19 protein-coding genes and 1 tRNA gene are annotated in these 18,856 nt (G+C 38.1%); 13 read left to right on the top strand and 7 right to left on the bottom strand.

Annotation, left to right across the window (positions count from 1 at the left end; translation table 11 throughout):
- Position 1: 1 nt before the first annotated feature.
- On the bottom strand, positions 2–937 hold the full coding sequence (locus CYP28_RS00315; RefSeq protein WP_103592679.1) for a metal ABC transporter solute-binding protein, Zn/Mn family: 936 nt from the start codon (positions 935–937) through the stop codon (positions 2–4).
- A gap of 147 nt (positions 938–1,084) precedes the next feature.
- On the opposite strand from CYP28_RS00315, the gene CYP28_RS00310 reads away from it, so the two are divergent.
- Positions 1,085–1,444, top strand: coding sequence for a Fur family transcriptional regulator (locus CYP28_RS00310; protein WP_054197362.1), 360 nt, complete (start codon positions 1,085–1,087; stop codon positions 1,442–1,444).
- Here CYP28_RS00310 and CYP28_RS00305 read toward each other — a convergent pair.
- Complete coding sequence (locus CYP28_RS00305) at positions 1,435–1,827, bottom strand: acyl-CoA thioesterase (RefSeq protein ID WP_103592678.1); 393 nt, start codon at positions 1,825–1,827, stop codon at positions 1,435–1,437. The two genes, CYP28_RS00310 and CYP28_RS00305, sit on opposite strands and share 10 nt — an antisense overlap.
- Before the next feature lie 46 nt (positions 1,828–1,873).
- Here CYP28_RS00305 and CYP28_RS00300 point away from each other — a divergent pair, with 46 nt between their 5' ends.
- Entirely contained in the window at positions 1,874–2,599 is a 726-nt protein-coding gene (locus CYP28_RS00300; RefSeq protein ID WP_103592677.1) for a class I SAM-dependent methyltransferase, read from the top strand.
- Here the strand turns inward: CYP28_RS00300 and CYP28_RS00295 are convergent.
- Entirely contained in the window at positions 2,596–3,477 is an 882-nt protein-coding gene (locus tag CYP28_RS00295) for a DMT family transporter (RefSeq protein ID WP_103592676.1), read from the bottom strand. The two genes, CYP28_RS00300 and CYP28_RS00295, sit on opposite strands and share 4 nt — an antisense overlap.
- Positions 3,474–4,223 (bottom strand): DUF4197 domain-containing protein, encoded by a 750-nt coding sequence (locus tag CYP28_RS00290; protein ID WP_103592675.1) that lies wholly within the window; start codon positions 4,221–4,223, stop codon positions 3,474–3,476. Before CYP28_RS00290 ends, CYP28_RS00295 begins: the two co-directional genes overlap by 4 nt.
- Positions 4,224–4,332: 109 nt before the next feature.
- On the opposite strand from CYP28_RS00290, the gene CYP28_RS00285 reads away from it, so the two are divergent.
- Positions 4,333–4,893, top strand: a complete 561-nt coding sequence (locus CYP28_RS00285; protein WP_103592674.1) for a manganese efflux pump MntP family protein — start codon at positions 4,333–4,335, stop codon at positions 4,891–4,893.
- Positions 4,894–4,976: 83 nt separating this feature from the next.
- Here CYP28_RS00285 and CYP28_RS00280 read toward each other — a convergent pair.
- Positions 4,977–5,051 (bottom strand) — tRNA-Glu (locus CYP28_RS00280).
- 68 nt (positions 5,052–5,119) lie between these two features.
- Here CYP28_RS00280 and CYP28_RS00275 point away from each other — a divergent pair.
- From CYP28_RS00275 to CYP28_RS00255, 5 genes are read left to right on the top strand one after another with little or no spacing between them, the layout of a single operon-like run.
- Entirely contained in the window at positions 5,120–5,590 is a 471-nt protein-coding gene (locus tag CYP28_RS00275; protein WP_103592673.1) for a hypothetical protein, read from the top strand.
- Positions 5,587–6,438, top strand: coding sequence for a deoxyribonuclease IV (nfo, locus tag CYP28_RS00270; RefSeq protein ID WP_103592672.1), 852 nt, complete (start codon positions 5,587–5,589; stop codon positions 6,436–6,438). Before CYP28_RS00275 ends, nfo begins: the two co-directional genes overlap by 4 nt.
- Positions 6,435–7,661, top strand: a complete 1,227-nt coding sequence (locus tag CYP28_RS00265) for an OmpP1/FadL family transporter (protein WP_103592671.1) — start codon at positions 6,435–6,437, stop codon at positions 7,659–7,661. The genes nfo and CYP28_RS00265 overlap by 4 nt, the downstream gene beginning before the upstream one ends.
- A 12-nt stretch (positions 7,662–7,673) precedes the next feature.
- Positions 7,674–9,350 (top strand): fatty acid--CoA ligase, encoded by a 1,677-nt coding sequence (locus CYP28_RS00260; RefSeq protein ID WP_103592670.1) that lies wholly within the window; start codon positions 7,674–7,676, stop codon positions 9,348–9,350.
- Complete coding sequence (locus tag CYP28_RS00255) at positions 9,350–11,083, top strand: ATP-binding protein (RefSeq protein ID WP_103592669.1); 1,734 nt, start codon at positions 9,350–9,352, stop codon at positions 11,081–11,083. The genes CYP28_RS00260 and CYP28_RS00255 overlap by 1 nt, the downstream gene beginning before the upstream one ends.
- A gap of 770 nt (positions 11,084–11,853) precedes the next feature.
- Here CYP28_RS00255 and fliI read toward each other — a convergent pair.
- Positions 11,854–13,146, bottom strand: coding sequence for a flagellar protein export ATPase FliI (fliI, locus tag CYP28_RS00250; protein WP_430516116.1), 1,293 nt, complete (start codon positions 13,144–13,146; stop codon positions 11,854–11,856).
- 11 nt (positions 13,147–13,157) lie between these two features.
- Positions 13,158–13,730 carry a GTP cyclohydrolase I FolE gene (gene folE, locus CYP28_RS00245; protein WP_021090409.1) on the bottom strand — a complete coding sequence of 191 codons (573 nt, stop codon included), beginning with the start codon at positions 13,728–13,730 and terminating at the stop codon, positions 13,158–13,160.
- A 137-nt stretch (positions 13,731–13,867) separates the two neighbouring features.
- Between folE and tig the strand changes: the two genes are divergently transcribed.
- The 5 genes from tig to CYP28_RS00220 are packed head-to-tail and all read left to right on the top strand — an operon-like array spanning position 13,868 to position 18,855.
- Positions 13,868–15,199 carry a trigger factor gene (gene tig / locus CYP28_RS00240; protein WP_103592667.1) on the top strand — a complete coding sequence of 444 codons (1,332 nt, stop codon included), beginning with the start codon at positions 13,868–13,870 and terminating at the stop codon, positions 15,197–15,199.
- Entirely contained in the window at positions 15,199–15,789 is a 591-nt protein-coding gene (gene clpP / locus CYP28_RS00235; protein WP_054196008.1) for an ATP-dependent Clp endopeptidase proteolytic subunit ClpP, read from the top strand. Before tig ends, clpP begins: the two co-directional genes overlap by 1 nt.
- 8 nt (positions 15,790–15,797) lie before the next feature.
- Positions 15,798–16,820, top strand: a complete 1,023-nt coding sequence (locus CYP28_RS00230) for a GGDEF domain-containing protein (protein WP_103592666.1) — start codon at positions 15,798–15,800, stop codon at positions 16,818–16,820.
- Positions 16,821–16,834: 14 nt separating this feature from the next.
- Positions 16,835–17,353: a peptide deformylase gene (def, locus tag CYP28_RS00225; RefSeq protein ID WP_103592665.1), complete on the top strand. Its 519-nt coding sequence runs from the start codon at positions 16,835–16,837 to the stop codon at positions 17,351–17,353.
- Positions 17,350–18,855: a YifB family Mg chelatase-like AAA ATPase gene (locus CYP28_RS00220; protein ID WP_103592664.1), complete on the top strand. Its 1,506-nt coding sequence runs from the start codon at positions 17,350–17,352 to the stop codon at positions 18,853–18,855. The genes def and CYP28_RS00220 overlap by 4 nt, the downstream gene beginning before the upstream one ends.
- Position 18,856 lies beyond the last annotated feature (1 nt).

The raw sequence follows: 18,856 nt of genomic DNA, 5'->3' as shown, positions 1-18,856 counted from the left end.
TTTATAGACTCTTAGCAAAAATTTCTGCTGTTTTTTTCATCTCATCTAGCCAATTTTCCGGTAGCTGATCAATACTTATGACCTTTGAGCCAGTCTCTTTTGCTACTAAATTCGCAGCCTTTGTTGGAAACTGCGGAGCTATGAAAATGACCTTTACGCCGTGCTCTTTAGCCTCTTCGATGAGCTCTTTTAGCTCAGCTGGTTTTGGCTCTTTGCCCTCTATCTCGATAGCGATTTGCTCTAAGTTATAGCGTTTTGCAAAATATCCCCAAGATGGGTGATATACGATAAATTCGCGAGTTTTAACATCTTTTAGAGTATTTTTGATAAAGCTATCAAGCTCGTCAAGACTAGCTTTAAATTTAGCCAAATTCTCCTCATAGAGCTTTGCATTTTGCGGGAATTTCTCTATTAATGCCTTAGCAATATTATCAGCTTGGGTTTTTACTAAAACCGGATCAAGCCAAATGTGCGGATCAAGGCCATCATGATGATGGTGATGATGTTCGCCAGCTTCGTGGTCATGGTCATGATGCTCGTGATGTTCATGTTTATGCTCGCCCTCGTGCTTGTGCTCGTGATGCTCGTGATGTTCATGATGCTCATGTTCATCACTCATAGCGATCTTTTCGATACCTTCTTGTGTTTTTACAATGCGTAAATTTTTAAAAGATTTTGAAAAACGCTCTAGCCAAGTATCTTCAAACTCAATGCCAATAGCAAAGTAAAGCTCGCTCTTTTCAAGCTCCTTCATCTGTTTTGGTTTTGGCTCATAAGTGTGCGGATCAGCACCTTTGCCAACCATTGTATTTACGCTTAGTGTATCACCAGCGATCTGCTCAACAAAAAATTTTGTAGGCAATATACTAGTCGTAACAACTGGCTTTGCAAAAAGTGACAAAGCACAAACTGCTAAGAAAACAAAAATCTTTCTCACCATCTCTCCTTTGTTTGAAAAAATATTGCGGAAGTTTAGCAGATTGCAACTTGGTTGCAACTTAAAGAACAAAAGCCTAAATATAGTGCTTTTTAAATGAAATTTAAAACTTTTAGCGTTAATATACAAAAAATAAAAAGGGCAAGGATGAATGCAAGAAATTTCTTAGAAGAGCATAGTATCAAGGCAACTGCTTTTCGCATAAAGCTCGTTGAAATTTTGCAAAATGCCAAAACTCCATTAAGCTATGATGAAATTCTAGAAAGCCTTAATGCAAATAAAACCACTTTTTATAGAAGTATAGAAATTTTTGAAAAAAAGGGCCTTGTCATAAAAACTGAAAATAATCATAAAAGCTACTACGAACTAGCAAATGAGGCAAAAGCGTACTTTATCTGCGATGTCTGTCATAAAGTCACAAACATCGATATGCCACATCTAAACGTCGCTAAAAATATAAAAAGCGCCGTGATAAAAGGCGTTTGTGATGAGTGTGATCACGAGTAAAGAGCGATTATCTCAGCCGGAATGGCTTTTGGGCGATTTGTTTTTAGATCAACATAAACAAACTCGGTCTTGCCAGTTGCTATTAGTTCGTCATCTTTTTTAAACTCAAAATATCTACACGAAGTCACCTTGCCTTCAGCTTGCGTATAAGTGTGAATTTCTATCTCATCCATCAATTTTACGCTTTTTATATATTTGGCTTCATTTTTTCTAATGAGCCAGATCTCGCCTCTTTTATACTGCGCCTCAACCGTGTCGCCAACCGCTGCAGAGTGTGCAAATGCAGCCTCTTGCATAAGAGTGAAATAATAGACATTATTCATGTGTCCGTGCATATCAATGGCTTGTGGAGGGATTATTACTTTGTAGATAAAATCTTTCATTTATGGCCTTTTTTGCTAGAATTATAACCAAAAATAAGGAGCTAAAATGCAAAATTTATGGGATAAAAAGGCGTCAAATTATCAAAGGTTTGATGGCAAAGTAAGTGCTATTCAGCAACAAATTTTTGCTAAAGCCTTAGCTTGGGGAGTTGATTTTAGCGGTAAAGAAATTCTTGATATAGGCTGTGGTACCGGTGTTTGGACGATATTTTTATCAAAAACTGCAAAAGATATAACTGGCATTGATAGCTCAAAAAATATGATAGAAATTTTAAATGAAGATGCCAAAAGATTTGGCGTGACAAATTTAACCAGCGAGGTTTGCTCTTGGAGAGAATTTAAGCCCACAAAGCTCTTTGATATTGCAATTTGCACGATGAGTCCAGCAATTGCTAGCGATGAAGATTTTGCTAAATTTCATAATATCGCAAAGCAAAAACTCTATCTTGGCTGGGATAAGCCTAGAAGCTCTGATTTGATTGAGCCATTTTTTAAAAAATTTGGACGCACTCTCTCTCAAAAAAATGTTGTAAATAGGCTTGAAGCGTGGCTAAATGAGCAAGGGATCGCTTATAAGAGTGAAATTTTAAACGAAACAAGGATCGCTAGACGAAGTGTGCAAGAAGCTGCTGAAAATATCTGCTGGCACCTTGAGATAAATGGAGCTAAAAACTACGATGAAAAAGCGGTTTTAGCGATGTTAAAAGAGAGATTTGAAGGTGAGTTTATAGATGAGAAAATAGACTCACAAATGAAGCTTTTTGTCTTTTAAGCTAGTTTTGATCTAGAGAAAAATTTTTTACCAAATTCGCTAAAAATAACTCCAAAGATTATTAAGATCGCGCCAAAAATTTGTATGAGTGTTAGCTTTTCATCAGCGAAAAAATAGCCGATAAAGCCAGCAGAAACTGGTTCAAGACAGAAAAATAAAGCTGCTTTACTGGCTGTTGTATATCTTTGAGCGATGGTTTGAACAAAGTAGCAAAAAATGGTGCCAATAAATGCAGTGATAAAAATTGCTATAAAAAATTCCCTATCGTAATTTGGCAGCACGCTACCTTCAATAAATGCAAAGACAAATGAGAGTAAAGAGACGGTGAGAAATACCACAAATACAAGCAAATAAAGCTCGCATTTTCTTACAAAGTGGCCATTTAAGCTCGTGTAAAGTGCATAAAATATGGCACAAAGTAGGGCAAATGCCTCGCCAGCTCCTAAAGTAAGAGCGGCTCCACTTAAAAGCCAAAGCCCAAAAATGGCAATAAATGCACCAAAAATAGCAAAAATGGTTATTTTATTTTTAAAAATAAAAGCCGCCATAAAAGGGACTATCACGCACTCAAGCCCCGTGATAAAGGCGACGCTCGAGCTAAAAGTAAGCTTTAGAGCGTAAGTTTGCGTTGTAAATGATAAAAAGAGCACCGCACCAAGGATAACGCCGTAGATGACGCTCTTTTTGTCAAATTTCTTAGTAAATTTAAGCGCGACAAAGCCCATAAAGATAGTCGAGAGAAAAAACCGGCAAAAGAGCATGACAAAGACACTATTTGTTTTTAGTGCGTTTGCCATAGGTAAAAACGTAGCGCCCCAAACGATGGCAACTACGATGAGTGCGATGTCGGCTTTGTTTTGCGCGCTTAAATTTTTCATTTAAAGATCGAGTCTAGCACCTTTTTGCCGCTATCTAGGCTAAAGCCACTTCTTAGCCCCTTTTCCTTCTCGCTCATCACGTTAAATAGCCCATCTAGCGTCTTTCTCGTGATATATGCGTTTAGGTCTTCGCCATCATCTGGCACATATTCGCTTGCGCCTAAATTTTTAGCTAGGCTCTTTACTGATTTTATCGTTTCGTTGTTTTTTGCTGAGCCGCCGATGAAAGAATTTAGCCCATTATAGGCAGTTGCAAAGCTATTATCACTCATCATTTTCTCAATTATCGGCGTAAATGCCGCCTTTAGCTTTTGGCTGGAGCTTTGCTGCAAATACTTCGTAACGCTGTCGCTGCCGCCATTAAAGAGCTTTTTGACATCGGCTTCGCTCATGTTTTTTATGCTCTCGCTAAAAATTTCAGCAGCCTTTGGCACAGCCGTGGTCGCAGCGTTATTTATCGACTTGCTAAGATCCTGCGCCCACTTCTCTCCGCCTACTTTTTTGGCTAAATTTGACGCCATTTCAAGGCTTTTTGGGAGTGGAATTTTAGCCGTAGCATTGTTTATAAAGCCCTCTTTTGAAAGCTCGCTAACAGCGGCATTTAGCGCTTCACTAACTAAGCTTTTATAGTCGCCGCTTGATGCGTGAGTGGCGATTTTGACGCCTTTGTTTATCATATCGTCCATATTTGTGGCTTGTAAATTTAAAGCAAGCGCGCCACAAAGAATAACAAGAGATCTTTTCATCTTCTTTCCTTTTTTAAAATTAAAGCAAAATCATACAAAAAATATCTAAACACTTAAAATAAATTTAATCTTTTTGCACTAGAATTTAACCTTTTTTTAAAGGAAGACTATGCAACTTTTACTTCTTAGCTTCGCTCTTAGTATGGATAGCGCGGCACTAAATATGGCAAATGGCGCAAGGTATAAAAATTTAGCTCTTAATAAAATTTTATTTATTGCTTTTACGCTTGGCTTTTTTCAGTTTCTTATGCCACTTCTTGGCTATCTTTTAGGTGTTAGTTTTGCAAAATTTATAAGCTCTATCGATCACTTCATCGCATTTTTTATACTTTGCTTTCTTGGTTTTAGAATGTTTAAAGAGGCCTGTAGCAAAGAGGAGTGCGAGTATCTTAAGATAGGATTTAAGACCATTTTGTATGGGGCATTTGCTACTAGTGTGGATGCTCTTGCCGTTGGTGTCACACTTAGCTTTGAAGAGATAAACATCTTTCAAAGCTCACTTATCATCGGTGTAGTCTGCTTTGCATTAAGTCTGGTTGCTTTTTATATAGGTAAATTTATGGGTGAAATTTTAGAGAAAAAGGCGCTCTTTCTGGGAGGAGCGATATTAATTTTTCTAGGTTTTAAAATTTTAATAACGCATTTAATTGAAAGCGGCACAGTTCAATAAAAATTTAAAATAACAATTAAAAATAATATTTAAGATTAACTATATTTTAAAGCTTATATGGATAAGATTTTGATTTTTAGAAGTGGTGACCCATACGAGACTCGAACTCGTGTTACCGCCGTGAAAGGGCGATGTCCTAACCGCTAGACGAATGGGCCACATGTCGGTTATGAAATTGGGATTATATTTCTTTTATACTTAATTTTAGATTAATAAGGAAAAATTTTTGAAAAATTTTTTATTTACTTTGTTATCTGTTTTTATTTTTACAGGTTGCGTGGCTACCAAAACGCCGCAAAATTCACAAGCTTTTCAAGTTACTTTATTTTCTCCGATGATCAAGATAAATGACGTTGGATTTTTCCATAAATATAAAAATGAGCTAAATTTGCAAATTTATAGCTCTGGCGTAAACACCGCAAACATAAACATAAGAGATAAAATTTGCGTAAATAGTGCTTGCTTTAACAAGACTGAGTTTAATGAGAAATTTTTTCTAGCTCCGCACTATGAGAGCCTTTTTGAAGAAATTTTGCAAAGAGAAAAGATTTATGATGGCAAAGGCTTGATAAATACGGAGTGTGGTTTTAGTCAAGATCTAAGTTCATATTTTATAAAATACGAGGTTTGCGACAACTACGTCAAATTTATAGATAGCAAAAATAAAATAAGAGTGATAATAAAAGAGTTAAAATGAGATACATAGGAGCTCACGTAAGTGCGGCTGGAGGCGTGTTTAACGCTCCGTTAAATGCTGCAAAAATAGGAGCAAATGCCTTTGCGCTTTTTACAAAAAATCAACGCCAATGGAATGCAAAAGAGCTAAGCATCAGCGAAATAGAGCAGTTTAAAGAAAACCTAAAAATTTCTGGCATAAGCACAAAGCATGTTTTGCCACACAGCAGTTACTTGATAAATTTAGGCCATCCAGATGAGGAGGCAAGAGCAAAGTCGCTTGAAGCCTTTGTGGATGAGATAGATCGCGCCAGTAAGCTTGGGCTAGAGCTTTTAAATTTTCATCCAGGCTCACACCTAAAACAAATAAGTGAAAAAGAGTGCTTAGATAATATCGCAAGCTGCATGAACGTGGCACTTAAGCGCACAAGCGGTGTAAAGCTAGTCATCGAAAACACAGCTGCTCAAGGATCAAATTTAGGCTTTAGTTTTAAGCAGATTGCTTATTTGATAGGGCGAGTAGACGATGAGAGCAGAGTTGGTGTTTGCTTTGATACCTGTCACGCATTTGCTGCTGGATATGATCTAAGAAGTAAAGAGGCCTATGCCAAGACGATGGGGGAATTTGATGCGATCATTGGCTATAAATTTTTATCCGGCATGCATTTAAATGATGCAAAATTTGGGCTTGGCTCGAAAAAAGATAGACACGAGAGTCTTGGCAAGGGCGAGCTTGGATTTAGTGCTTTTAAAAATATAATAAATGATGATAAAATAGGCGAAATTCCTTTAATATTAGAGACGATTGACGAGAGTATTTGGGAAGACGAGATAAAAATTTTAAGAAATTTCGAAAAGGAAAAACTATGAAAAAAGTGCTATTAAGCATTATTATGGCATCTACTTTGCTAAATGCTGGAGGTTATAAAGTTCCTGAGCAAAGTGCTGATTCTTTAGGTCTTGCTGCTAGTAACGTGGCCTTTAGTTTTGGGGCTGATGCGGCGTATTTTAACCCAGCAAATATGATGTTTTTAGATGGACGCCATCACATAGAAAGTACCCTCGGCTGGTTTCATATAAATAAGCTTGAGTTTAAAAGTGATAGTGGCAAAAGCTACAAGTCAGAAAAATTTGACTCGCTGGCTGGTACATTTAGTTTTGTAACGCCAGAAATTTATGAAAACTGGAAATTTGGTTTAGCTCTTGCCGTTCCTGCTGCTGTTGGTGTATCGTGGGAGGATCCAGCTACCGCATTTACCACTAAAAGGTTTAAGCTGCAAGTTGTTGAGTTAAATCCAACCGTGGCTTACCGCATAAACGATAAGCTTGCCTTTGCTCTTGGTGCTAGAGGTGTTTACACCAAAGGTAAGATAGCAAGTGACTTTGGACGAATAGGCTACAGAGAGATAAAAGGCGATGGTATGGGTTATGGCTACAATGTTGCACTTACTTATAGACCTATTGAGGATTTGAGCTTCGCTGTTACTTACCGCTCAAATGTAAATTTAGAACTTAAAGGCCATACAGATGCTGATTTTTATAACCTACCTATAAGCTACCATGGCAAAACAAAAGTAGAGATCCCGCTTCCTGCTCAGCTTGTGCTTGCAACTGGATATAAATTTAGCGACTTTACTCTTTTGCTAGCTTTTGAGAGGACGTATTGGTCTAAATTTAAAGGCTATGACTTTGAATACATGGATAAAGGCCCAGCTCACTCGCATCCAGCTTTTGCAAGATTCATGGACGATCCAGTCATAAAAAATGCAAAAGATACAAATACATATAGACTAGGTCTTGCCTACGACGTAAATGAAAAATTTAGACTAATGGCTGGCTTTGCTTATGATGAAGACATTACAAGTAACAAGCATACTGGCTTAGAGCTTCCAAATACTACGTCTAAGGTATATTCTTTTGGAGTAAATTATAAATTTACGCCAAATCTTGAAATGGCACTTGGATATGTTTATCAACACCGTGATAAGAAGCGTGCGACAGGTATTACCAACAGTATTGCCACAAAAATGTCAGGGGAATTTGATACTGGTACGATCCAAATCCTTGGTACGACTTTTAAATATACATTTTAATTAGGGTCAATAATGCGATACTCTTATAATAATTTTTATGAAATTTTAACCAAAGTAGCAAAGGAAAATCCAAATCAAGTAGCTCTTTTTGAAGAAAAAGAGAAGCTAAAATATCGCGAATTAAAGCAAAATGTCGATAAAGTGGCAGCTTATTTGCAACTTGCTGGAGTAAAATTTGGTGATAAAGTAGCTATGGCGGTTACAAACTCAAAAGAATTTATTATCTCATACCTTGCGATAACTGCAATAGGCGGTATCGCAGTGCCTATGAATACTTTTTTAAAAGCAAACGAGTTTGAATATATCATAAATGATTGCGGTGCAAAGGTGCTTTTTGCGTCTAGCTTGCTTGCAAAAGAGTTAATTGCATTAAATGAGCTTGAAATTTTAAGAAAGATAATCTGGATCGGAGCAATACCAAAGAAACTTCAAAGTGCCTCAAAAGATGAATATATAGACACTGACGAAGAGTATGGCGAGAGCGCATATCTCACTTCAACGCCTCAAATTTCAAAAGAGGATATGAGTAAGAGCTATGAAAATAATGGCCTTGTTAAAAACGTAAATTTTACAGAAACTTTAAATCACAAATACGCTCTTAGTATCACAAAGTATCCGGTAATAGATGACTTAATGCATATAATTTATACTTCAGGCACTACTGGCAAGCCAAAGGGTGCGATGATAAGCTATAAAAATATCTTTTCAAATTTAATTGGAGCCCATGATCGTTTTATAGTGAAAAAAAGCGATCGTTTCATAGTCTTTTTGCCGATGTTTCATAGTTTTACACTAACTGCAATGGTGTTGCTTCCGATATTTGCGAGTGCATCTATGGTTCTTGTAAAATCAGTATTCCCATTTTCAAATGTACTAAAACAAACTTTGCTAAAGCGTGTAACTGTATTTTTAGGAATTCCAGCCATCTATACAGCTATTGGTAAAGCAAAAATTCCTTGGTATTTTAGATGGTTTAACCGCATTAGATTATTTGTAAGTGGTGCAGCTCCGCTTGCAAAGCAGACGATAGATGACTTTAGAGTGAAATTTCCACGCGCAACACTTGTTGAGGGATATGGCCTTAGCGAATGCTCACCTGTCGTAGCTGCAAATTTATATGATAAACAAAAGCTTTTAAGTGTAGGGCCTGTGCTTGATGGCTATGAGGTAAAGATCGTAAATGATGAGATGATGGAGCTTCCAGTTGGCCAGATCGGTGAGATCATTGTAAAGGGCGACTGCGTCATGCAAGGCTACTATGGTATGCCAAGCATCACTGATGAGACCATAATAAACGGCTGGTTAAAGACCGGAGATCTTGGAAAAGTCGATGAAGAGGGCTTTATCTATATCGTTGATCGTAAAAAAGACCTCATTATATCAAAGGGCATTAACATCTATCCACGTGAGATCGAAGAGGTTATTTACAAACTTGAAGCAGTTGAAGCAACAGCAGTCATCGGCGTAAAAGACGTACATGCCGATGAAGAGGTCGTCGCTTTCATACAAGTAAAAGAGGGCATGGATCTTGATGAAAAAACAGTAAGAGAGCATTTGAAGAAAAATTTAGCAAATTTCAAGATACCAAAGAGTATCTATTTTGCCGAAGAGTTGCCTAGAAATGCCACTGGTAAGGTGCTAAAACGTGTATTAAAAGAGCAAATAGAGCAGATGAAGGATAAATTTTAGTGAAATACTTGCTTGATTTTTTAAACCAGGACCTCAAAAAAAGCAAAATTTATGAGCTGATAAAGTGCGGCGACGAAGAGGGAGAAATTTTAAAATATCTAAGTAAAGCTTATGTGCAAGGAACGGCTAATATGAGCGTTTTTGAGCTACTTGGAGCAGTCTTTGGCACGCAAAATGATAAGCAGCTTTTGTATCTAAAATTTATAAAAAATTTGCTTGATAGCGGTTGGATTGTACAAAATTATAGTCTTTTTAAAATACCTGAGAGCACGCAAAGGGCTTCAGCTCAAGGGCTTCTTTCGTTGCTTCATTCTGAAATTTCACTCTCAAGCACATTTTTAAAGATACTTGAAGATGGCAACGCTGATATAAATTTACCAGAGCTTGCGCCTTATGAAGATCATTTGGAGTATTTAAAAGATCAGTTTTTAAAGATAGAGCTTTACTCTAAGGCTGCGATATTTGAAGGTGGCTCAAATGACGCTAAAAAGCGCATAAACGAGCAAATTTCTGAGCTTACAAAGCGCATAAACGAGCGCGTAAAACTAAGTAAGATCAGCCTAAAAATAGAGCAAATTTTTAAAGAAAACTCGCTTGATGAAAAAGAGCAGATCATATTTTTAGCCCTTTTAAAAGAGGAGTATGCGGGCGACTTTGAAAATGGTCGCGACCTAAACACGCTAGTTGGGCTAATAAGCAAAGACGAGCTTGAACGCATCAAAAATCGCACTCTTTTAGAGGATGGCTCAAGGCTCATCGAGGGCGCACTGATCGACTACGACGAGGTTTTAAACGCTTATGGCAACGTTAGCAAGAGCTTTTTTATAAACGAAGAAATTTTGCAAAGCATAATGCACCCAAAAAATGACAAAAACAGCAAGAAAATCAAGATAGAAAGCCTAGTAAAAGAGCAAGAAATTTTTGAGCTAATAGAGCCAGTAACGAGCCTAGAAGACGTCGTGCTAAACGAAAAGACAAAGCAGCTTTTAAGCACGATACTAAAGCAAGTCGATAAAAAAGTGCTCGCTAGACTTAGCAGCTGGGGCATAAAAACTAGGAAAAACATAGACGCCAAGATTATCTTTTATGGCGAGCCTGGCACTGGCAAGACGATGAGCGCCGTTGGGCTTGCAAAGAGCCTAAAGAAGCAAATTCTAAGCTTTGACTGCTCAAAAATTTTAAGCAAATATGTCGGCGAGAGCGAGCAAAATGTAAGGAAAATTTTTGACACTTACAAAGAAATTTGCAAAAAAAGTGGCAGCGAGCCAGTGCTTTTGCTAAACGAGGCTGATCAGTTTTTAAGCACGAGAGTGGAGAGCTCAAGCGGGGCTGAAAAGATGCACAATCAAATGCAAAATATCTTTTTAGAGCAGATCGAGCGCTTTGAGGGCGTGCTGATCGCCACGACAAATTTCTTGCAAAGCCTTGACGTGGCGTTTTCTAGAAGGTTTGACTATAAGATCGAGTTTAAAAAGCCTGATTATAACGGCAGGCTTGCCATTTGGCGTAAAATTTTGCCTGAAAATGCGAGCTTTGAAGATGGCTTTAGTGTAGAAAGGCTGGCAGAGTTTAACCTAAGTGGCGCGCAGATCGTCCTTGCGCTAAAAAATACTGCTTTGAAAGTTGCTATAAAAGATGATGGGATTTTTACCTTTGAGGACTTCAAAACGACGATAGAGCGCGAGCTAAACTCAAGTTTTGGTGAAGATAAGAAGATGGGATTTGGCTCTTAAGCCTTTCTCTCTTGATTTTATTGTTTGTATAAATTTAAACAAATATAAAAATAGCAAGAGCCACTGACATTGGCGAGGAATCTGCTTTTATCTAATTAGAATTCGCACGTTTGTCACCGCCAAAGCTAGGAAAAGTGTGAGCTAAAGTCAAGTTTTGATGAGAAAAAATAGGTCTTGGCTCTTAAGCTCTTCCAAATTTTACTATCTCATGTAAGCATATGCTTTGCGTCACTTGGTAAAGTCTAAAGTGCTAGGGATTACTGATATAAACGTAAAATTTTGCTTTCATAGTTAAATTTACGCCATGATTGCTACCAAAATTTACAGCAAGATAGATATCAGCACATAATTACTTAGTATAAATTTAGCTTGTTTGCTTGTCTCAAATTTACTACCGCAGATTTTGTAAGTGGGTAAGTTTTTGTAAAACCCAAATTTTGAAATTAGCCCACTTTGTGATCATTGTTTGGAATGCGTATGGTACTTAGAAAGAGTTTTTAATGCTTTGTTATTTTACATAACACAAAAACCGTCCTTACGAAGTCTAAAATAAAAAGCCTCATAAATTTCAAATTCTCTTTCATGATATTTGTAGCAGCGCTTTTTGAAATTAAACAAGAGATGAGAAAATATAAATTTATAAGTCTTTGACCGCAATTTTTATATCCGAAGCAAAGAAGTAATGCGTGATCACTTTAAAAATTAATATAAAAAATTGATTATATTTTTAGTAGCCAAATTTTGTAAAAAGACTTATAAATTTTAGAAATCTACTGATTGATCTTATCAAGTAGCTTTTCGACCTCTTCAAGCGCAAAGGCCTCTTCTGAACTTTGCTTTAAAAAATTTTCCATAAATTCTTTTTTCGAGATCGCAAGGTCAAGCTCCTTGTCGCTACCCTTTTGATAAGCACCGATGCGAAGCAAGACTTCGTTTTCTTTTAAAAGCGAGTAAAGACGCTTAAATTTCATCGCATTTAGCTTATGCTCTTTGCTGATCACATCGCCCATGACACGCGAGGCCGAGTTTTGGATGTTGATAGGTGGGTAAATTCCAAAGTCCGTTAGCTCCCGGCTTAGCACGATGTGTCCGTCTAGGATAGAGCGGCTTTGGTCGGCTATCGGATCGCTCATGTCATCGCCCTCAACGAGTACGGTGAAAAATGCTGTGATACTGCCCTTGCCCTCCTCTTTGCCGGCGCGCTCCATTAGCTGTGGCAAGAGTGTGAGTGAGCTTGGTGGATAGCCTTTTGATGTAGGTGGCTCGCCAAGCGCAAGGCCGATCTCACGCTGTGCCATCGCGAAACGTGTCACGCTATCCATGATGAAGAGCACGTCATTGCCTTGTTGTTTGAAGTATTCAGCCACACTCATCGCACAAAAAGCACCGTATTTTCGCATGAGTGAGCTGTCATCACTGGTCGCTACGATGATGACTGTACCCTCCAGGTCGCCGCCTAGGTTTTTTTCTATAAATTCAGGTACCTCGCGACCACGTTCGCCTATTAGTGCGACTACTTTTATCGGTGCTAGTGTGTTTTTTACGATCATGCCCATGAGGGTTGATTTACCCACGCCTGAACCTGCAAAAATTCCCAGTTTTTGCCCCTTGCCGCAAGTAAGTAGTCCATCTATCGTCTTTATACCAACGCTAAATGGCTCGTTTATAAGCCCCCTTTTCATCGCATCTATCGGCGCTCTCATAATAGGCATGTACTCGGTCGTCTCGATCGCTCCTTTGCCGTCAATCGGCTTCATAAATGGATCGACTACGCGGCCTAGTAAATTTGGCCCCACCGGTATGCTCATGCCCTGATCGCTCTCATAGACAAAGTCGCCTATCCTAAATCCCTCAACAAAGCCAAACGGACTGATATAAGCGCCATCTGTCTTTATTTGTGTAACCATGCCAAGACCATTTTTGCTCTTATCTTTTGCGACTATTCGCACGATGTCCCCGATGCTTGGACGAAGTCCAGTGATCTCGATAGTTGTAGCTGTGATTTTAGTTATGATGCCAAAGGTGTTTGAGAGCTTCATGCCCTCTTTAAGCTTTAAATTTATATGCTCTAAGCTCAAAAATGCGTTTCCCTAGGAGAGTTTATAAGCGAGAAAAATTCTCGCCTTGTGTCCGCGTTTTTGATAAAGCAGCCTCTAAGCGCTGAGGTTGTCGTAGTTGAGTTTATCTTTTGCACACCCCTCATCTCAACACACATATGTCTGGCCTCAACTACGACACCAACGCCTTTTGGAGCGATTACGTCCTCAAGCGCCTTTGCGATCTGCTCAGTCATCTGCTCTTGAATTTGCAAGCGTCTTGCGTAGATATTTACCATGCGTGGAATTTTACTAAGGCCAACAACCTTGCCATTTGGAATGTACGCTACATGCACGCGGCCAATAATAGGCAACAAATGGTGCTCGCAAAGACTGTAAAACTCAATATTTCGCATGAGAACCATTTCATTATTTGAGCTAGTAAATAGCGCGTCACCAAGGACTTCTTTTGGGTCTTCATCATACCCGCTAGTTAGAAATTTAAATGCTTTAAAGACACGCTCAGGCGTCTTTATAAGGCCTTCTCTATTTGGATCTTCGCCTATAATCGTTAGCATGTTTTTAACCGAATTTTCAAAACTCTCTTGCATAAATTTTCTCCATAATTTTATTGCTAGATTCTACGTTAAAACGCCTTTTATATCTATAAAAATTTACAAATTTAAAATGAAATAAGGAAAATTCTGCTATATTTTGGGCTAAAAATTTGTATTCATAAAGGAATTAGATGGAAATCAAAATCAAAGCTCTAGATAGCGTAAATACCCTAGCAAGCACAACCATAAGTGCAGATGCTATAAAGTCTAGCGTAGAAAAACTAGCAAAAAAAGCAGCAAAAACTATGAAAGTAGATGGCTTTAGACAAGGCCATGTGCCAGTCGCTGTCGTGCTAAAACGCTACGAGAAAGAGCTAATAAACGACGCTGAGCAAGATGTCTTAAGAGATGTAGTCGAAGAGGCTATCAAAAAAGCAGGCAAGAAAAATGACGACCTTATCGGCGAGCCTATCGTTTCAAAATTTGACAGAAAAGATGGCAAGATCGACGTTGAGCTAACAGTTTCATTTAAACCAAGCGTCGATGTGAGCGGCTATGAGAGCTTGATACCTGAGTTTTCAAACCCACGTGTTTTGAAAAAAGATATCGATGAGAAAAAAACTGAACTTTTAAAAATGATAGCTCCACTTGAGAAAATTGATGGCAAAAGAGGCCTAAAAGTTGGCGATTTTGCTAAATTTGACTTTGAAGGCTTTGTTGACGGCGTTGCATTTGATGGTGGCAAGACTGAAAACTATGTGCTTGAGATCGGCTCAAATCAATTCATCCCAGGCTTTGAAGATGGTATGGTAGGCATAAAAGCTGGTGGCGAAAAAGATATCGAGGTTAAATTCCCAGAAAACTATGGCGCTGCACATTTAGCTGGCAAAGACGCTATCTTTAAAATAAAACTTCATGAAATTCAAGAGAGAAAGATCCCTGAAAAACTAGATGAAGAGATATTAAAAACTCTACTTCCAAATGAAGAAAAACCAACTGAAGAGTTGCTTGATGAGCGTATAAAAGAGCAAATCCGTCAAGAGAAAATTTATAAACTTATAAATGATGAGCTTAAGCCAAAATTTGCTGAAGCTGCGGTTGAGAAATTTAAATTTGACGTGCCAAAAAATATTGTCGAGCAAGAGATTGATATGCAGTTTAGAAACGCATGGAGCTCATTTACTCCAGATGATATGAAGAAATTTAGAGAAGACAAAGATGCTCTTTCTAAAAAACGTGACGAGTTTAGAAAAGACGCTGAAAATAGCGTTCGCCTAACTTTCATCATCGATGAGCTAGCTCGCGTAAGAGGCGTGAAAGTAAGCGATCAAGAGGTCGTTCAAGCGATCTATTTTGAGGCGTATAGAAGCGGTCAAGATCCAAAAGCACACCTTGAGATGTACCGCAACCAAGGCATGCTTCCAGCTATAAAGATGTCAATGATTGAAGAGAAGCTATTTGGTGAGCTCTTTAACAAAGAAAAAGACGAGAAAAAAGCAAGTAAAAAAGAGAAGGCTGAGTAATGAGCTATTACGTTCCTGTCGTAGTTGAAAGAACTAGTAGGGGTGAGCGAAGCTATGATATATACTCCCGTCTTTTAAAAGACAGGATCGTTATGCTAAGTGGCGAGATAGAGGACGGCATGGCCGCTTCTATAGTCGCTCAGCTTCTATTTTTAGAGGCTGAAGATCCAGATAAAGATATCTATCTATATATAAACTCACCAGGTGGCGTTATAACAAGTGGCTTTAGCATCTATGATACGATGAACTACATAAAGCCAGATGTTTGCACGATCTGTATTGGCCAAGCTGCTAGTATGGGTGCATTTTTGCTAAGCTGTGGCGCACCAGGTAAAAGATATGCATTGCCAAATTCTCGCATCATGATACATCAACCACTTGGCGGCGCTAGAGGACAAGCGACTGATATCGAGATACAAGCTCGTGAAATTTTGCGTATGAAAGAGATTTTGAATGGAATTTTGGCCAAAAATACAGGTCAAAAGCTAAGTAAGATCGTAAAAGATACTGAACGTGACTTCTTTATGAGTTCGGCCGAAGCCAAAGAGTACGGACTTGTTGATAAAATTTTGGAGAAAAGTTTTAAATAAGGCCCAAAGTGATAAAGATAGATAATGCACCAGACCCTAAGAAAAAAGCGGTTGAGGTAAAACATATTCTAGAAAAAGAAAAGGTAGATATCTACAAATTTTCAGAAAATGTTTTGCATGAATTAAGCGACGATAATGTTCCATCTACGCCAAACAATTACTCTATTTATTTTGAGAAAATGCTTGATGGACAGCCTGATGAATTTAGAAAAGAGATCGGTGATATGATAGTTATAAATTCCGAGATCTCAGTACCATTAGGCAGTAATATCTCTATTGAAAAAGAGATAAAGCAAGGATTTATCCAAATAAAAAGCATGCTTCAAGCCGTGGTGCTAATCTATAAAAATTTAGGCATCATGAGAGGCCTAGTGCAAAAGCGCATGGATGCACTCAAAAATAATACAAATATCCTAGCTCTTCAAAATGTTTTAAGTGCATTTAACCATGACCTAATAAAATTAAACAGTCTTATGGATAAGCATCTTGATGTCATTAAAGTAAGCTATGACGAAGTAGCTAAGATGCTTAAATCTATTGAAGAGCAGTCGATTTATGATACGACATATGACGTTTATAATAAAAAATTTCTAGTAGCCACAGTGCAAAGTGAAGTAGAAGCCGTTAAAAGATATGGCTATAACGCATCGTTCTTACTAGTAAGAGCAAAAGATAGATTTACAAATCGTGTTAAAAATTTAAAAGAGCGAAACAATATGTATAAAGCTATATCACAGCTTCTTTTAAGAACTTCTAGAAGAAGTGATATAGTGGCTCATTACGGTGATGGCTGTTTTGCTATGGTTATGAAATATACTGATGAAAATGGCACAAGACAAGCCGGTAGCAGAATTTTAAATATGCTTTCATCTATACCTTGGAAGATAGATGGTGAAGAGTGTAAGCTTGATATCCAAGTGGTTTCAAGCATGATAACAAAAACAAGAAGTGCTGAAGAATTAATCTCTTACTCGTTAGATCAACTAATACTAACACAAGATGATGAGCAGCCTATATTTTTGGGTGAATAAGTAGGAGTTTGGGCTTGATCTTAGAGGTTTTATCTTATCCAAATAAAAAACTTTATGAAGTCTCAAAAGAGGTTAAAAATTTTGATGAGGAACTTCACAAACTACTTGATGATATGTATGATACGATGATTGCAAAAGAGGGTATCGGCCTTGCTGCTATTCAGATAGGTGTTGCAAAAAGAATTTTTATTATAAATCTAGCCAATGATGAGGGCGTACAAGATAAAGAAAATTTAATCGAAATCATAAATCCAAAATTTGAGCTACGTGAGGGTGAGTGTGTCTATCAAGAGGGTTGCCTTAGTGTGCCCGGATATTATGAAGATGTAAAAAGAAATGAAGTTGTGGCTATCAAATATCAAGATCGCTTTGGCAAAGAGCAAAGCTTAAAGGCTGATGGGCTTTTAGCTATCGCTATCCAGCATGAAAATGATCACTTAGATGGACATCTTTTTATAGAAAAAATCGGCTTTAATAAACGCAAAAAATTTGACAAGGAATACAAAAAGCAAAAAAAAGAAAAAGCTTCATGAAGTCTTTAAGATGTGCTACTTACGGCGATGGGCTAAAGATAATTGATGTTGAGTCTATCTTCTCTCGTGGGCTTCCTGGTTTTAGCATCGTTGGGCTTGCAAGCACAAGCATAAAAGAGAGCACAGAACGCGTAAAAGCAGCACTTCTAGCACTTGATTTTTCCTTTCCAGCACAAAAGATAACCATAAATTTATCCCCTTCAGATCTACCAAAGAGCGGATCACATTTTGACCTAGCTATCGCTCTTCTTATAGCTCTTCAAAAGGCAAAAAGCTTAGAGAAAATTTTTGTTTTTGGCGAGCTTGGACTTGATGGAAGTGTAAAAAGCACAGCAAATTTATTCTCAATCCTTCTTTTTTTAAGCACACAGGTAAAAAACGTAAAAGTCTTAGTACCAAAAGAGATAGCACAAAAAGCTTCTATGATCCCAAATTTAGAGATTTATGCGGTTAGTACTCTAGAGGAAGCGATTAGGTTTTTTAATGACGCAGAATTTGCAAAAAGTATACGTTTTACCGCTACTCATGAACTATTTTCAAACGTGATAGAAATTTCTGGTAAAAGATACGTTCCAAATTTAAACTTCGAGCTTGATTTTAAGGATGTTTTGGGTCAAGAAAGAGCTAAAAGAGCCTGCGTCATCGCAGCTGTCGGCATGCACAATATTTTATTCGAAGGCAGCCCAGGCAGCGGCAAAAGCATGTGCGCAAAACGCCTAGTTTATATCATGGCGCCACAAAGCCTAGAAGAGGTGCTAAAGTCTGCCGCTTACCGCTCGCTAAACCTGCAAGATAGCGAATTTACAAGTATTAGAGCCTTTCGCTCGCCGCACCACACCTCTACTAAAAGCTCGATCTTTGGAGGAGGCTCAAATGTAGCAAAGATCGGTGAAATCGCACTTGCAAATGGCGGAGTGCTATTTTTTGATGAGTTTCCTCACTTTGCAAAGCAGGTGATAGAAAGCCTAAGAGAGCCACTAGAGGACAATCAAATCCACATCGCAAGGGTAAATTCAAAAGTGACTTATGAAACTAAATTTATCTTTGTAGCAGCTCAAAATCCATGCCCTTGCGGAAATTTATTCTCTCGCAACCTAAACTGCAAATGCAGCGAAAATGAGATAAAAAACTATAAATCAAGAATTTCAGCTCCAGTGCTCGACCGCATTGACTTAAAAGTTGCTATGGACGAGAGTTCGCCAGGCGACAAGGCAGGTTTGAGCTCACAGCAGATGAGTCAAATGGTCCTAAAAGCCTTTATCTTTCAAAAAAAGCGCGATCAAGATGAGCTAAATGGCAAGCTAAATGATGCACAAGTAGAAAAATTTTGTCTACTGGATAATGAAGCAAGAGAAATTTTACAAAAGGCAGCCTTGAAGTACAATCTTTCCCAAAGGGGCATAAAAAGGACACTTAGAGTGGCTAGAAGCATCGCTGATATTGATGAGAGTGAGCAAATTTTAAAGCCCCACATCCTAGAGGCGCTTAGTTTTAGGGCATAAA

Source organism: Campylobacter concisus (assembly GCF_002914195.1).
GTDB classification, from domain to species: domain Bacteria; phylum Campylobacterota; class Campylobacteria; order Campylobacterales; family Campylobacteraceae; genus Campylobacter_A; species Campylobacter_A concisus_M.
This window is presented reverse-complemented; position numbering and strand designations above follow the sequence as displayed.

Bases quoted from the DNA above. Each gene is read 5' to 3' on its own strand.
- CYP28_RS00310 (WP_054197362.1), top strand. From the start codon at position 1,085: ATGAATGCAAGAAATTTCTTAGAAGAGCATAGTATCAAGGCAACTGCT.
- CYP28_RS00305 (WP_103592678.1), bottom strand. From the start codon at position 1,827: ATGAAAGATTTTATCTACAAAGTAATAATCCCTCCACAAGCCATTGAT.
- CYP28_RS00300 (WP_103592677.1), top strand. From the start codon at position 1,874: ATGCAAAATTTATGGGATAAAAAGGCGTCAAATTATCAAAGGTTTGAT.
- CYP28_RS00295 (WP_103592676.1), bottom strand. From the start codon at position 3,477: ATGAAAAATTTAAGCGCGCAAAACAAAGCCGACATCGCACTCATCGTA.
- CYP28_RS00290 (WP_103592675.1), bottom strand. From the start codon at position 4,223: ATGAAAAGATCTCTTGTTATTCTTTGTGGCGCGCTTGCTTTAAATTTA.
- CYP28_RS00285 (WP_103592674.1), top strand. From the start codon at position 4,333: ATGCAACTTTTACTTCTTAGCTTCGCTCTTAGTATGGATAGCGCGGCA.
- nfo (WP_103592672.1), top strand. From the start codon at position 5,587: ATGAGATACATAGGAGCTCACGTAAGTGCGGCTGGAGGCGTGTTTAAC.
- CYP28_RS00265 (WP_103592671.1), top strand. From the start codon at position 6,435: ATGAAAAAAGTGCTATTAAGCATTATTATGGCATCTACTTTGCTAAAT.
- CYP28_RS00260 (WP_103592670.1), top strand. From the start codon at position 7,674: ATGCGATACTCTTATAATAATTTTTATGAAATTTTAACCAAAGTAGCA.
- folE (WP_021090409.1), bottom strand. From the start codon at position 13,730: ATGCAAGAGAGTTTTGAAAATTCGGTTAAAAACATGCTAACGATTATA.
- tig (WP_103592667.1), top strand. From the start codon at position 13,868: ATGGAAATCAAAATCAAAGCTCTAGATAGCGTAAATACCCTAGCAAGC.
- clpP (WP_054196008.1), top strand. From the start codon at position 15,199: ATGAGCTATTACGTTCCTGTCGTAGTTGAAAGAACTAGTAGGGGTGAG.
- CYP28_RS00220 (WP_103592664.1), top strand. From the start codon at position 17,350: ATGAAGTCTTTAAGATGTGCTACTTACGGCGATGGGCTAAAGATAATT.